Raw genomic sequence first — 13,126 nt, 5'->3', positions numbered from 1 at the left:
CGGTTAGGCTTTCGAGGCCCGGTTGAGAGTTTGAATAGGGGTCAACCGGGCACGGTGGGGGTTTATCGGGCCGATCCGGCCCCGGGGGTTTTTCATGAGTGGTGCGGTGGGTACCGCTGCGCGTTCTTCGCAGCACCGCAAGCGCAGGCGCATACCGGACAGTCATGGACTGTTGCCGCAGCCGCCGGACGATGCGGAGAAGTACTCGTACGCGAGACGTCATCTGTGGATGCTGACCTTCGGCTCGCTGGTCAGCTTCGCGTGTCTGGCGGTGAGTCAGTTCCTGTTCACGGCGTCCAGCCCGTGGTTCTGGCTGACGATGCCGCTGCTCGCGTTCGTCGTCGCGGACTATCTGATCTCGTTGTATCTGGACGGGCTGAGCAAGGACTTCGCTACGCGGCGGCCGGCACCGTCGGCCTGTGCTTCGTGATCCCGATGGCGATCCAGGGCTCGGGCGACCTGCGGGACGTCACCGGCTGGAACCAGTGGCAGAACACCTAAGCGGTATGCCGAAGGCGACGGCGACCGCGGCTTCCGCGTCGTGAAGACCCGCAAGCTGGACAGTCTCACGCTCGTGCTGTTCGAAAAGTCCGCCAAGGCGGCCACGGGCGACACCTCGGGCAAGAAGGACGACGCCGCCCGGCGCAAGATCCACACCTGAGCGCAGCACCCTCCCGGGCGGCTGTGCGGAACACGGCCGTCCCGCGGGGGAAAATTTGAGACCACATGGACGACATATGGGGAGGGGAAGGGAAATGACGAACAACGTGGGGGCGGGCACTGCGGTCACCGTGGTGATGCCCACCTACAACGAGGCGGCCAACCTGCCGAGAATGGCCGAATCCGTACTGCAACTGCCGCTCGACGGGCTCCACTTGAAGATCGTGGACGACTCCAGCCCGGACGGTACGGGCCGGATCGCCGACGAACTCGCGGAGAAGTACAACGCCGACGGGCGCCGCCGGATGAGCGTGCTGCACCGCACCGAGAAGGACGGGCTCGGGCGCGCCTACGCGGCCGGGATGAGCCTCGCGCTCGACGAGGGCGCCGAGTATGTCGTCCAGATGGACGCCGACGGCAGCCACCCGGTGGAGGCGGTGCCGCGGATGCTGGGTACGGCCCTCGCCAACGGGGTCGGGCTCGTCGTCGGCAGCCGGTATGTCGAGGGCGGCTCGCTGGACGAGGACTGGGGCGCGCACCGCGTCCTGCTCTCGCGCTTCGCGAACCGGTACGCCCGCGCCGTGCTCGGCACCCGCATCCGGGACATCACGGCCGGGTTCAACCTGTGGTCGGCGCAGGCCCTGCGCGACATCGACCTTTCCACGCTGGACAGCGCCGGTTACAGCTTCCAGGTCGAGCTCAAGTACAAGGCCGTACGGGCCGGGTACAGCGCCGTCGAGATCCCGATCCGCTTCGAGGAGCGGACCGAGGGGGTCTCGAAGATGACGCTGAAGACCCAGCTGGAGTCGGCGGTGGTGCCGATTCGGCTGCGCATGAAGCACAACAAGTAGCCGGGTGTACGGCGGCGGTGGTCGGCCGGTGGGCTGGTGCCTACTGGTTGGCCGCCGTCGACGCCTGGGCCTCGCCGCGGCGGCGGATCTGGCGGAAGGCGAACTCGGCCAGGTCGTCGCCGGTCGTGAAGACCTTGGTGTCCTTCGTCGTCACGTCCTTGCCGTTGGTGAAGCCGGCGAGGGTGAAGTAGGCGTAACGGCCGTAGGAGTTGGTGGTCGAGCGGCAGATCGCCGTACGGCAGAAGGTGGCGACGCCGTGGCCGGGCAGTGAGGTGAGGATGCTCTTGCTGTCCGCCTCGCCCTTCGCCTTGACCGCCTGGGCCGCGGTGTCGAAGACCGCGACGCCGACGGTCACCCCGACGCCGTCCTTGCTGTACGTGACGCGCATCAGCCGGGTGCAGTCGTTCTTGGTGAGGACCGCGGGGAGCGTGCCCTGCACGGCCGACGCGCAGTTCGTTGTCGAGGCGGTCGGGCCCTTGCGGTAGACGCGGTCACCCATTGTGAGCTGCGAACCCGGGAAGAGGATGTCCGGGCTGAGGGGCGCGGTGTCCTTCTTCGCGCTGGAGATGAACTCCACCGGGTCCAGCGGGGGTGGCGCCGAGGTGGGCGCGAACGACGGTGTCGACGCGGTGGTGTCGCTCGGGATGTCCGCGGTGGTGGGCAGCTTGGTCGGCCCGTTCGCGGCCTGGTTGTTGCCGTTCGAGGAGACCACGGCCACGGCGACGGCAGCGCCGACCGCGAGCGTGGCCACCGCCGCGCCGACGATCACCAGCAGCCTGCGGCGCCGGTTGCGCGTCTCGGACGCCTCGGCGAGTGCCGCCCAGTCCGGAGTCTGGTTCCGCGGGCCCCAGTCGGGTTGCTGAGAACCAGGCTTCCAGGGATCCCACGGGGGCTCGCCCTGCCCACCCTGCCCATAATTCATGGGCGCATCTTAGACGGGGCGCGGGGGGTGCCGTTCCGCACCGGAGGGCACTTGAACCCTTAGCGTGACCTGAGTGCACACGGGCAAAACTGACATCTCCGGGTGGTTGGTGCGTCACGCTTCCTGGCATGCGTGGCTGGTACTGGGCGTGGTGCTGTGCGCTCCGGTCGTGGAGGTCACGCGGCGCGGTCCGGACGGCGGGATGGGCAACGCGATCGGCGTACGGGCGGCACGGACCTGGCTCGACGGCGGCTCGCCGTACGCCGACCCGCACTTCCTCCACCTTCCGAGCGCCGTGCTCGCGGCGGTGCCGCAGGCGGTGCTGCCGACGGCCGTGCTGCGGGTGCTGGTACCGCTGACGGTGACCGCGCTGCCGGTCGTGGGCTGGGCGTGCGCCCTGCGCATCCACGGCGTGGGGTTGCGCAGCCGGTTCGCGGTGCTCGGTCTCACCGCGCTCGCGCTGGGTTTCGCGCCCTTCGGGCACCTGATGACGCTGGGCAACTGGACCGTGACCGCGGTGGTGGCGCTGGTCCTGGTCCCGGCGGTGGCCTCCGGCGGGGCGGCGCTGGTGATGCCGGATCCCGTGGGGTTCTTCACATGGACGCTGCCGTTCCTGCTCCGCGGACGGGATGACTTCGTACGGTTGCACGAGGCTTCGCCGGGGGCGGTACTGGCCGTGGCGGGGTGGGGGGTGTGGTGTGCGTACCGGCGGTGGGGGCGGGGAGACGCCGGGGCGCCGCGGGTCACCGAGACCGCCGCGCTGCTGATGCTCTTGGCCTTCCTGGTTTCCAGACCGTCGTACGACCACTATCTGCTGGTCGTGCTGCCGCTGCTGCTCGCGGGTGCGCTGACCCCGGGCTCGGCCGCCCGCGACCCCTGGTTCCGGCTCGCCCTCGTGCCGCAGGTGCCGGGCTTCACCTGGCCCGTTCCGGAGCCGTTGACCCGGCGGGCCTTCAAGGACTGCCTTACTCTGTGTGTACTTACCGCTTGTGTGGCCCTGCGTACCGCGGTAGCGGGGTCGTGTGTCCGCGTTTTGACCCGTCCGGGGAAGCGCGGGTACTCTTGCAGTTCGTTATGTGTATTGGCTTGCCCATTCTCACGTGGGGGGCCCTTACACCGGTCCACCGGGGCCGATGACCAGCGACCAGCACTCGGTATGCGTCACCGAGGTGCGGTCAGGGCTGTCGTGATCGTCCGTGGTGGCCATGTCAGGACCCACTCACTGAAGAAGCGAAGGCTACGACCGTGCGTACGTACAGCCCCAAGCCCGGCGACATCACTCGCCAGTGGTACGTCATCGACGCCCAGGATGTCGTCCTGGGCCGTCTGGCGACCACTGCCGCGAACATCCTGCGGGGCAAGCACAAGCCGATCTACGCGCCCCACGTCGACGCTGGTGACTTCGTCATCATCATCAACGCCGACAAGGTGCACCTCTCCGGCAACAAGAAGACCCAGAAGCTGGCGTACCGCCACTCCGGCTACCCGGGTGGTCTGCGCTCCGTCCGCTACGACGAGCTGCTGGCCAAGAACCCCGAGAAGGCCATCGAGAAGGCCATCAAGGGCATGATCCCCAAGAACACCCTGGGCCGTCAGGTGCTCTCGAAGCTGAAGGTCTACGCGGGCGAGAACCACCCGCACGCTGCTCAGCAGCCGGTCCCGTTCGAGATCACCCAGGTCGCGCAGTAGTTCCGGCCACCACCCCCTAAGACAGAAAAGAATCTGAGGAGAATCGTGGCCGAGACCACCGTTGAGCAGCCGGTCGAAGAGACTGAGCTTGTCGACATCGACCAGTACACCACCGAGTCCGAGGTCCCCGTCGAGGGCGAGTACACCTCGGAGTCGCTGGCGTCCCGCTTCGGCGAGCCGCAGCCGGCCGCCGGCCTGGGCCGTCGCAAGAACGCCATCGCGCGCGTTCGCATCGTGCCCGGCACCGGCAAGTGGAAGATCAACGGGCGCACGCTCGAGGACTACTTCCCGAACAAGGTGCACCAGCAGGAAGTCAACGAGCCCTTCAAGGTGCTCGAGCTCGAAGGCCGCTACGACGTCATCGCCCGCATCTCCGGCGGCGGTGTCTCCGGTCAGGCCGGTGCGCTCCGTCTCGGTGTCGCCCGTGCGCTGAACGAGGCCGACGTCGACAACAACCGCGGCCCCCTGAAGAAGGCCGGCTTCCTCAAGCGCGACGACCGTGCGGTCGAGCGCAAGAAGGCCGGTCTCAAGAAGGCCCGCAAGGCCCCGCAGTACAGCAAGCGTTAATCGCTGGCTGCTGCACATTCGTACGACCGTTCGCCCCGGCGGCACGCTGTGTGCCGTCGGGGCGTTCGTTTATCACAGCTCAGGGCGTATAACGGCACAAGGCGCTCAAAGGCTTGCACGATCGGATGACTTCCGAAAATTGAGTTTCATCAGGAGGACACCAGTGGGACGACTCTTCGGCACGGACGGCGTGCGCGGTGTCGCCAACGCGGATCTGACGGCGGAGCTGGCGCTCGGCCTCTCCGTAGCGGCGGCACATGTGCTGGCCGAGGCGGGTACGTTCGAGGGCCACCGGCCGGTGGCAGTGGTCGGGCGGGACCCGCGCGCGTCGGGGGAGTTCCTGGAGGCCGCCGTGGTCGCGGGCCTGGCCAGCGCAGGTGTGGACGTCCTGCTCGTCGGTGTGCTGCCCACCCCCGCGGTGGCGTACCTCACCGGTGCGCTGGGCGCCGACCTCGGCGTGATGCTCTCGGCCAGCCACAACTCCATGCCGGACAACGGCGTCAAGTTCCTCGCGCGCGGCGGCCACAAGCTCGACGACTCGCTGGAGGACAAGATCGAGACCGTCTACGAGGAGCACCGCACCGGCGCCCCCTGGGACCGGCCCACCGGTGCCGGGGTCGGGCGCGTGCGCTCGTACGACGAGGGGCTCGACCAGTACGTCGCCCACCTCCTCGGTGTGCTCCCGAACCGCCTCGACGGACTGAAGATCGTCCTCGACGAGGCGCACGGCGCCGCCTCCCAGGCTTCGCCCGAGGCCTTCACGCGCGCCGGTGCCGAAGTCATCACCATCGGGGCCTCGCCCGACGGCCTGAACATCAACGACGGCTGCGGCTCCACCCACCTCGGCCTCCTGAAGGCCGCCGTCCTCGAACACGGCGCCGACCTCGGCATCGCGCACGACGGCGACGCCGACCGCTGCCTCGCCGTGGACCACACGGGCGCCGAGGTGGACGGCGACCAGATCATGGCCGTACTCGCGCTGGCGATGCGGGAGCGTTCCGCACTGCGCTCCGACACTGTTGTCGCGACGGTCATGTCCAATCTGGGCTTCAAGCTGGCCATGGAGCGCGAGGGCGTGTCCCTCATCCAGACCGCGGTCGGCGACCGTTACGTCCTGGAGGAGATGAAGGAGCACGGTTACGCGCTCGGCGGCGAGCAGTCCGGCCACGTCATCATCCTCGACCACGCCACCACCGGCGACGGCACGCTGACCGGCCTGCTGCTGGCGGCCCGCGTCGCCCAGACCGGCCGTACGCTCCAGGACCTCGCGTCCGTCATGGAGCGGCTGCCGCAGGTCCTCATCAACGTGCCCGACGTCGACCGCTCACGGGTGCAGAGCTCCACCGAGTTGGCGGCCGCGGTCGCCGAGGCCGAGCGGGAACTCGGCTCCACCGGGCGGGTGCTGCTGCGCCCCTCCGGCACCGAGCCGCTGGTCCGGGTCATGGTCGAGGCCGCGGACATCGACCACGCGCGGTCGGTGGCCGGGCGGCTCGCGGACGCGGTGAAGTCCGCGCTCGGCTAACCGAGTTCCTGCGCACGCTCGCGCCGGCCCGCCCAGAACCGCTTCTGGGCGAGCAGCGTGAGCGTGCCGGACGCCACGATGCCGCCGAGGTTGGCGAGCGGTTGCCAGGTGGACCCTGCAGCCCGCGACTACAGCTACAGCTTGCGCAGACTCAGCCGCTGCACCTTGTGGTCCGGGCCCTTGCGGACGACGAGGGTGGCGCGGCCGCGGGTGGGGGCCACGTTCTCCAGCAGGTTGGGCTTGTTGATGGTCCGCCAGGTCGTACGGGCGTAGTCGAGCGCCTCCTCCTCGGAGACCTGGGTGTACTTGCGGAAGTACGAGTCGGGCTTCTGGAAGGCGGTCTGACGGAGCTTCTTGAACCGGTTGAGGTACCAGTGCTCGATGTCCTCGGTGCGGGCGTCGACGTACACGCTGAAGTCGAAGTAGTCGGCGAGACCGACGCGGGTGCGGCCGTCCTTGCCGGGGAGGGCGGGCTGCAGCACGTTCAGCCCTTCGACGATGAGGATGTCGGGGCGACGGACCGTCAGCCGCTGCCCGGGGACGATGTCGTAGATGAGGTGGGAGTAGACGGGGGCGGTGACCTCGTCCTTGCCCGCCTTGATGTCGGCGACGAAGCGAGTGAGGGCGCGGCGGTCGTACGACTCGGGGAAACCTTTCCGCGACATCAGGCCGCGCGCCTCCAACTCCTTGGTGGGGAGCAGGAAGCCGTCTGTCGTCACCAGTTCGACGCGCGGGTGTTCGGGCCAGCGGGAGAGCAGGGCCTGGAGCAGCCGGGCGACGGTGGACTTGCCGACGGCGACCGACCCCGCCACCCCTATGACGAACGGGGTGCCGGCCTGGGAGCCCTTCTCGCCGAGGAAGGTGTTCAGCGCCCCTCTGAGCCCGTCGGTGGCGCCGACGTAGAGATTGAGCAGTCTGGACAGCGGCAGATAGACGTCTCGCACCTCGTCGAGGTCGATGACATCGCCCAGACCGCGCAGCTTCTCGACCTCCTCGGCGTTCAGCGGGAGCGGCGTCTTTTCGCGCAGCGCGCTCCACTCGGCACGCGTGAGGTCGACGTAGGGAGTCGCCTCCGGCTTGGACCGGTGGGCGCTCCGGGGCATCGGGGAGACCGGAGAGATCACAGTCCATTGTTACGGGAGTGTGGACGGGATGGGGGGTGGGGTCGGTCACGCAGTCCGTCACGCAGTCCGTCACGCGGGGTCACCCAGGGGCGTGCCGGGGACCCGGCGGCCCCTGCGGAGGGTGGCTGGAATTTCCGATATCGGGCACGCGGTGCCGGGTTGGGGCCCGTGGTGGCGCTTAGGCTGCGGCCATGTGCGGAATCGTGGGATACGTGGGGTCGCAGTCGGCGCTTGACGTGGTGATGGCCGGACTGAAGCGGCTGGAGTACCGGGGATACGACTCGGCGGGCGTCGCCGTGCTCGCGGACGGTGGGCTCGCCGCCGCGAAGAAGGCCGGGAAGCTGGTCAACCTGGAGAAGGAGCTGGTCGGCCGGCCGCTGCCGACGGGAACGACGGGGATCGGGCATACCAGGTGGGCCACGCACGGCGGTCCCACGGACGCGAACGCGCATCCGCATCTCGACAATGCGGGGCGGGTCGCCGTCGTGCACAACGGGATCATCGAGAACTTCGCTCTCCTGCGCGCCGAACTGGCCGAGCGGGGGCACGAACTGGCCTCCGAGACGGACACCGAGGTGGTCGCGCACCTGCTCGCCGAGGAGTTCTCTGCGTGCGACGATCTGGCGGAGGCGATGCGGCTGGTGTGCCGCCGCCTTGAGGGCGCGTTCACGCTGGTCGCGGTGCACGCGGATGAGCCGGATGTGGTGGTGGGGGCGCGGCGGAACTCGCCGCTCGTGGTGGGCGTTGGAGAGGGCGAGGCCTTTCTCGCCTCGGACGTCGCCGCGTTCATCGCCCACACGCGGTCGGCGATCGAGCTGGGTCAGGACCAGGTGGTGGAGCTGCGCCGGGACGGGGTGACGGTCACCGGCTTCGACGGCCGTCCGGCGGACGTGCGCTCCTACCACGTCGACTGGGACGCGTCGGCAGCGGAAAAGGGGGGTTATGACTACTTCATGCTCAAGGAGATCGCCGAGCAGCCCAAGGCGGTCGCCGATACGCTCCTGGGCCGCATCGACACGGCCGGTTCGCTGACCCTGGACGAGGTGCGGATTCCGGTCCATGAGCTGCGCGAGGTCGACAAGGTCGTCATCGTGGCCTGCGGGACCGCCTTCCACGCCGGGCTGATCGCCAAGTACGCCATCGAGCACTGGACGCGGATTCCGTGCGAGGTGGAGCTGGCGAGCGAGTTCCGTTACCGGGACCCGATCCTGGGCGCGCGTTCGCTGGTCATCGCGATCTCGCAGTCCGGCGAGACCATGGACACGCTGATGGCGCTGCGGCACGCCCGCGAGCAGGGCTCCAAGGTGCTGGCGATCTGCAACACCAACGGCTCGACGATCCCGCGCGAGTCGGACGCGGTGCTGTACACGCACGCGGGCCCGGAGGTCGCGGTCGCGTCCACGAAGGCGTTCCTGACGCAGCTGGTCGCCTGCTATCTGGTCGCGCTGTATCTGGGCCAGGTGCGCGGCACCAAGTGGGGCGACGAGATCCAGGACGTGATCCGGGACCTGTCCCAGATCTCCGGCGAGGTCGAGCGGGTCCTGGAGACGATGGAGCCGGTACGGGAGCTGGCGCGCTCGCTCGCGGAGAAGGACACGGTGCTGTTCCTGGGCCGGCACGTGGGGTACCCGGTCGCGCTGGAGGGTGCGCTGAAGCTCAAGGAGCTGGCGTACATGCACGCGGAGGGGTTCGCGGCGGGTGAGCTGAAGCACGGGCCGATCGCGCTGATCGAGGACGATATGCCGGTGGTGGTCGTGGCGCCGTCCCCGCGCGGTCGCTCGGTCCTGCACGACAAGATCGTGTCCAACATCCAGGAGATCCGGGCGAGGGGTGCGCGGACGATCGTGATCGCGGAGGAGGGGGACGAGGCGGTCGTTCCGTACGCCGATCATCTGATCCGGATTCCTGCGACGCCGACGCTGTTGCAGCCGCTGGTGGCGACGGTGCCGTTGCAGGTGTTCGCGTGCGAGCTGGCGACGGCTCGGGGGAACGAGGTGGATCAGCCGCGGAACCTGGCGAAGTCGGTGACGGTGGAGTAGGCGTAGGTGGGCAGTGGGAATGTTACATACCGGGGGTATGTGTAACATTCGTGGATTTGCCTACCGTCGGGCGGTGGCCGTATGGCATGTCCGTGGACGCGACCGCCTCGACGAAGGCGCTGAAGGCTCCGGCCGGGAAGGTGAGGGTGGCCCTGGCCGGGGCCTTCGAGTCGCGGATGGCTATGTGGGTGGGTGAGTTCGCGATTTCCACGCACTCGTTGCCATCGTCGGGGCCTGAGTAGGACGACTTCCGCCAGTTGTCCATGGGGTGCCTCACAGCTCTTTCGCCAGCCGGTGGATGAAGTCACGCGACCGTTCGGGGTCGAGTGATACGGCTTCCACCTTACGGAAGCGCGTTCGAAAGGCGCTGAGCTGTGCTTCGGAGTCAATAAAGGCCGAGCCGTGAGGTACGTCGCGCACCACCGTGTCCAATTTGGGTACGGGGCCGCCCAGGTAGGTCATGGTGCTCGCGGCTCTGGCGAAGCCGTCCAGATCGAAGGGGATGACACGCACGGTGACGTGGTCCGCTTCGGAGAACTCCAGGAGGCGGGCGAGTTGGGCCCGGGAGGCGGCACGGTTGCTGACCCTGATGCGTAGGGCCGCCTCGTGGACCACCAGCTCGTACGGGATGGTGATCTCCTGGCGTGCCATTCGGTGGCGGACGCGCAGTTCAAGCTCTTCATGGGTGAGTTCGGGCACCCTGGAGGAGAAGACTGCGCGGGCGTAGTTCTCCGTCTGCAGCAGACCCGGTACGTACAGGATCGCCACGTCGCGCCGGAACGAGGCGTGGTGGTTCAGGTCGGAGAGGTCTAGAAACGACGTGGGTAGCAGGCCTCGGTACTCCTCCCACCAGCCGCGTGTCCGATCGGTGGCCAAGGCGACCAAGGCGTCGATGAACTCGCTGTCTTCACAGGCGTAGTGGGACGCAAGCCGGCGCAGCCGCTTCTCGCTCACGCCTGTGAGGCCCGACTCGATCTGGCTGATCTGCGCGGAGCTCACGCCGAGCAGTGCTGCCGCCTCGCGGGCCGTGAGGCCTGCCGCGTCGCGGAGCCTGCGCAGCTCGACCGCCAGGCGCATCTGGCGTGCCGTTGGCTCGCGCCTCAATGCCATCGCGTGCTCCTCCCAACGCGCGTGTATGCGCGACTCGTTCGGGGGTCAGGTTACGCGACCGGCTTGCGAAACTTAAAAAGCTAGGTCTACCGTCGGTGACGCGACGCACACGCTGCGAAACCCCGGGGTACCGGAAGCGCACCACTCCGTCCTGCCACGACGGCTGCGGCCATGCCACCACCCGCCACCGCCGCGTATCTCCAACCCCCCACCGCCCGAACGGAGTTCACCATGCCCGAAACCGTCGCCGAACCCTGGGAGTACATGATGTACATCCCCCACGACCTCCGCGCCGTCACCGTCAGTCGTCGTACCGTCCGCCTGATCCTCACCCTGCACGGCCTGATCCGCCTCACCGACGCCGCCGAGCTGATCGCGGCCGAGCTGGTCTCCAACGCCGTACGACACACGAAGGGCCAGGCGGCGCTACGGGTGCAGTGGCGGGCCGGGGTGTTGCGTATCGGCGCCTGGGACGCGGACCCCCAGCCGCCCGAGCCGTCCCTGCCGTGGGACCGGCTCACCGATGCCGAGGAGGGCCGCGGCCTCGGCCTCGTGCGGGCCTGTGCCGATCTGTGGGGCTGGCAGCCGCTGGCCAGGCACGGGCAGCGCGGCAAGTACGTGTGGTGCGAGCTTGCCGCCGCGTAGGCGACCGTAGGGTGCACGACATGAGCATCATCGGGGTTGGTATCGACGTAGCCGAGATCGACCGGTTCGCGGCGGCCTTGGAACGCACGCCCGGGATGGCCCAACGCCTGTTCCTGGAGAGCGAGTTGAACCTGCCGAGTGGGGAGCGCCGGGGCATCGCGTCCCTGGCAGCGCGCTTCGCCGCGAAGGAGGCGCTCGCCAAGGCGCTGGGCGCTCCGGCGGGAATGTACTGGACGGACGCGGAGGTGTACGTCGAGGACAGCGGTCGGCCGCGGCTGCGGGTGACGGGGACGGTGGCGGCGCGGGCGGCCGAACTGGGCGTCCGTTCGTGGCATGTGTCGCTGAGCCATGACGCGGGGGTGGCTTCGGCGGTGGTGGTGGCGGAGGGGTAGGCCCCGCGGAGGGACAGGCCCCGTGGAAGGGTGGTCGTCCTGGCCCGGGGCGGCACGGAGCGCCTCCGTGCGGGAGACTCGACCCATGCGTACTGCGTACAGCGTGGAGACCGTAAGGGCTGCTGAGCGGGAGCTGATGGCGCGGCTTCCCGAGGGAGCGTTGATGCAGCGCGCGGCCGCCGGACTGGCCGCCGCCTGCGCCGATTTGCTGGGGCGGGTGTACGGCAGCCGGGTCGTGCTGCTGGTCGGCAGCGGGGACAACGGCGGGGACGCCCTGTACGCGGGGGCGCGGCTCGCCCGGCGCGGGGCGGGCGTCACCGCGGTGCTGCTCGCACCCGAACGGACCCATGCCGGGGGCTTGGCTGCGTTGCGGCGGGCGGGCGGGGGTGTGCTGGCGAGTGAGGCGCCGAGCGAGGCTGGGAGTAGTGGGGACGGTTTCCGGAGCGCTGCTCAGTCGCTGATCCGGCGGGCCGACCTCGTCATGGACGGCATCGTCGGGATCGGGGGCAAGGGCGGGCTGCGGCCCGATGCCGTGCCGCCGGCCGAGTTCGCCGCGGACTCCCGGGCGGCCGTGGTCGCCGTGGATCTGCCGAGCGGGATCGAGGCCGATACCGGGGAGGTGCGCGGCGCGGCGGTGCGGGCGGACCTGACGGTGACCTTCGGGACGCACAAGCCGGGGCTGCTCATCGATCCGGCGCGCGAGTACGCCGGTTCCGTACGCCTCGTCGACATCGGACTCGAGCTGCCCGACGAGGCCGAACTGGAGGCTTTGCAGCACGCGGACGTGGCGGCGCGGCTGCCTGCGCCGGGGGCGGAGAGCGACAAGTACCGGCGGGGGGTGGTCGGGATCGCGGCCGGGTCCGCGCGGTATCCCGGGGCCGCCGTGCTCGCCGTGTCCGGGGCGTTGCGGGGTGGGGCGGGGGCGGTGCGGTACGTCGGCCCCGCGGCGGATGCCGTGATCGCCCGCTTTCCCGAGACGCTCGTCTCGGACCGGGGGCCCGCGCGGGCCGGGCGGGTCCAGGCCTGGGTGGTGGGGCCCGGGATCGGGGACGACGCGGGGTCGGTGGCGGAGGTGCTCGGGGCGGAGGTGCCGGTGCTGGTGGACGCGGACGGGCTGCGGCTCGCGGACCGTTCCGCGGTACGGGCCCGTACCGCGCCCACGCTGATGACCCCTCATGCCGGGGAGGCGGCGGCGTTGCTCGGGGTGTCGCGGGAGTCGGTGGAGCGGGCTCGGCTGGCGTCCGTGCGGGAGCTGGCGGTTCGTTACGGGGCGACGGTGCTGCTGAAGGGGTCCACGACCCTGGTTGCCGACCCGGGGGGTGGGGCGGTGCGGGTGAATCCGACGGGGACGGCGTGGCTGGCGACGGCGGGGAGTGGGGACGTGCTGTCGGGGCTGGCCGGGGCGTTGCTGGCGGCGGGGTTGTCGGCGTTGGACGCGGGGAGTGTGGGCGCGTATCTGCATGGGCTGGCGGGGCGGTTCGCGGCGGGTGGGGCGCCGTTGGGGGCGCATGATGTCGCGGCGGCGATTCCGGAGGCGTGGCGGGACGTACGCGACACGGCGCGCTGAGGACCTGTTCCTCGCCTTCCTCGCCCCCGGTTGCCCAT

The 13,126-nt window shown here is 69.6% G+C and carries 13 protein-coding genes and 1 pseudogene; 10 read left to right on the top strand and 4 right to left on the bottom strand.

Annotated elements, in window-relative coordinates:
* Positions 1-106: 106 nt before the first annotated feature.
* Both OG747_RS17630 and OG747_RS17625 read left to right on the top strand, forming a co-directional pair.
* Positions 107-430, top strand: a complete 324-nt coding sequence (locus OG747_RS17630; RefSeq protein WP_405880304.1) for a hypothetical protein — start codon at positions 107-109, stop codon at positions 428-430.
* A 325-nt stretch (positions 431-755) separates the two neighbouring features.
* Entirely contained in the window at positions 756-1,511 is a 756-nt protein-coding gene (locus OG747_RS17625) for a polyprenol monophosphomannose synthase (RefSeq protein ID WP_405880303.1), read from the top strand.
* Positions 1,512-1,551: 40 nt separating this feature from the next.
* On the opposite strand, the gene OG747_RS17620 is transcribed toward OG747_RS17625, so the two are convergent.
* Positions 1,552-2,433, bottom strand: a complete 882-nt coding sequence (locus tag OG747_RS17620) for a hypothetical protein (RefSeq protein ID WP_405880302.1) — start codon at positions 2,431-2,433, stop codon at positions 1,552-1,554.
* Between the two features lie 109 nt (positions 2,434-2,542).
* Between OG747_RS17620 and OG747_RS17615 the strand changes: the two are divergent.
* The 4 genes and pseudogenes from OG747_RS17615 to glmM all read left to right on the top strand — a co-directional run.
* Positions 2,543-3,430 (top strand): annotated as a pseudogene (locus OG747_RS17615) (hypothetical protein); the annotation flags it as partial.
* Positions 3,431-3,678: 248 nt separating this feature from the next.
* The gene (gene rplM, locus OG747_RS17610; RefSeq protein ID WP_405880301.1) at positions 3,679-4,122 is read left to right on the top strand and encodes a 50S ribosomal protein L13; all 444 of its coding nucleotides are present in this window, start codon (positions 3,679-3,681) and stop codon (positions 4,120-4,122) included.
* 45 nt (positions 4,123-4,167) lie between these two features.
* The gene (gene rpsI / locus OG747_RS17605) at positions 4,168-4,689 is read left to right on the top strand and encodes a 30S ribosomal protein S9 (RefSeq protein ID WP_266437184.1); all 522 of its coding nucleotides are present in this window, start codon (positions 4,168-4,170) and stop codon (positions 4,687-4,689) included.
* A 163-nt stretch (positions 4,690-4,852) separates the two neighbouring features.
* The gene (gene glmM / locus OG747_RS17600; RefSeq protein ID WP_405880300.1) at positions 4,853-6,211 is read left to right on the top strand and encodes a phosphoglucosamine mutase; all 1,359 of its coding nucleotides are present in this window, start codon (positions 4,853-4,855) and stop codon (positions 6,209-6,211) included.
* 134 nt (positions 6,212-6,345) lie between these two features.
* Here glmM and coaA read toward each other — a convergent pair whose 3' ends face one another.
* Positions 6,346-7,314 carry a type I pantothenate kinase gene (gene coaA, locus OG747_RS17595; RefSeq protein ID WP_405880299.1) on the bottom strand — a complete coding sequence of 323 codons (969 nt, stop codon included), beginning with the start codon at positions 7,312-7,314 and terminating at the stop codon, positions 6,346-6,348.
* 212 nt (positions 7,315-7,526) lie between these two features.
* Between coaA and glmS the strand changes: the two genes are divergently transcribed.
* Positions 7,527-9,374 (top strand): glutamine--fructose-6-phosphate transaminase (isomerizing), encoded by a 1,848-nt coding sequence (gene glmS / locus OG747_RS17590; protein WP_405880298.1) that lies wholly within the window; start codon positions 7,527-7,529, stop codon positions 9,372-9,374.
* Between the two features lie 22 nt (positions 9,375-9,396).
* Here the strand turns inward: glmS and OG747_RS17585 are convergent, their stop codons facing one another.
* Both OG747_RS17585 and OG747_RS17580 read right to left on the bottom strand, forming a co-directional pair.
* The gene (locus tag OG747_RS17585) at positions 9,397-9,639 is read right to left on the bottom strand and encodes a DUF397 domain-containing protein (protein WP_405880297.1); all 243 of its coding nucleotides are present in this window, start codon (positions 9,637-9,639) and stop codon (positions 9,397-9,399) included.
* Positions 9,640-9,647: 8 nt separating this feature from the next.
* Positions 9,648-10,484, bottom strand: coding sequence for a helix-turn-helix domain-containing protein (locus OG747_RS17580; protein WP_405880296.1), 837 nt, complete (start codon positions 10,482-10,484; stop codon positions 9,648-9,650).
* A 231-nt stretch (positions 10,485-10,715) separates the two neighbouring features.
* Here OG747_RS17580 and OG747_RS17575 point away from each other — a divergent pair, with 231 nt between their 5' ends.
* The 3 genes from OG747_RS17575 to OG747_RS17565 all read left to right on the top strand — a co-directional run bounded on the left by OG747_RS17575 (position 10,716) and on the right by OG747_RS17565 (position 13,088).
* Positions 10,716-11,129 carry an ATP-binding protein gene (locus tag OG747_RS17575; protein WP_405880295.1) on the top strand — a complete coding sequence of 138 codons (414 nt, stop codon included), beginning with the start codon at positions 10,716-10,718 and terminating at the stop codon, positions 11,127-11,129.
* Positions 11,130-11,149: 20 nt separating this feature from the next.
* Positions 11,150-11,521 (top strand): holo-ACP synthase, encoded by a 372-nt coding sequence (locus OG747_RS17570; protein WP_405880294.1) that lies wholly within the window; start codon positions 11,150-11,152, stop codon positions 11,519-11,521.
* An 85-nt stretch (positions 11,522-11,606) separates the two neighbouring features.
* Positions 11,607-13,088, top strand: coding sequence for an NAD(P)H-hydrate dehydratase (locus tag OG747_RS17565; RefSeq protein ID WP_405880293.1), 1,482 nt, complete (start codon positions 11,607-11,609; stop codon positions 13,086-13,088).
* Positions 13,089-13,126: the final 38 nt, after the last annotated feature.

This window comes from Streptomyces sp. NBC_01384 (genome assembly GCF_045040035.1).
Lineage (GTDB): Bacteria > Actinomycetota > Actinomycetes > Streptomycetales > Streptomycetaceae > Streptomyces.
Note: the sequence above shows the minus strand (reverse complement) of the source record. Positions and strands in the feature narration are given on the sequence as shown.

Bases quoted from the DNA above. Each gene is read 5' to 3' on its own strand.
- OG747_RS17625 (WP_405880303.1), top strand. From the start codon at position 756: ATGACGAACAACGTGGGGGCGGGCACTGCGGTCACCGTGGTGATGCCC.
- OG747_RS17585 (WP_405880297.1), bottom strand. From the start codon at position 9,639: ATGGACAACTGGCGGAAGTCGTCCTACTCAGGCCCCGACGATGGCAAC.
- OG747_RS17565 (WP_405880293.1), top strand. From the start codon at position 11,607: ATGCGTACTGCGTACAGCGTGGAGACCGTAAGGGCTGCTGAGCGGGAG.
- coaA (WP_405880299.1), bottom strand. From the start codon at position 7,314: ATGCCCCGGAGCGCCCACCGGTCCAAGCCGGAGGCGACTCCCTACGTC.
- glmS (WP_405880298.1), top strand. From the start codon at position 7,527: ATGTGCGGAATCGTGGGATACGTGGGGTCGCAGTCGGCGCTTGACGTG.
- OG747_RS17620 (WP_405880302.1), bottom strand. From the start codon at position 2,433: ATGAATTATGGGCAGGGTGGGCAGGGCGAGCCCCCGTGGGATCCCTGG.
- OG747_RS17580 (WP_405880296.1), bottom strand. From the start codon at position 10,484: ATGGCATTGAGGCGCGAGCCAACGGCACGCCAGATGCGCCTGGCGGTC.
- OG747_RS17570 (WP_405880294.1), top strand. From the start codon at position 11,150: ATGAGCATCATCGGGGTTGGTATCGACGTAGCCGAGATCGACCGGTTC.
- OG747_RS17575 (WP_405880295.1), top strand. From the start codon at position 10,716: ATGCCCGAAACCGTCGCCGAACCCTGGGAGTACATGATGTACATCCCC.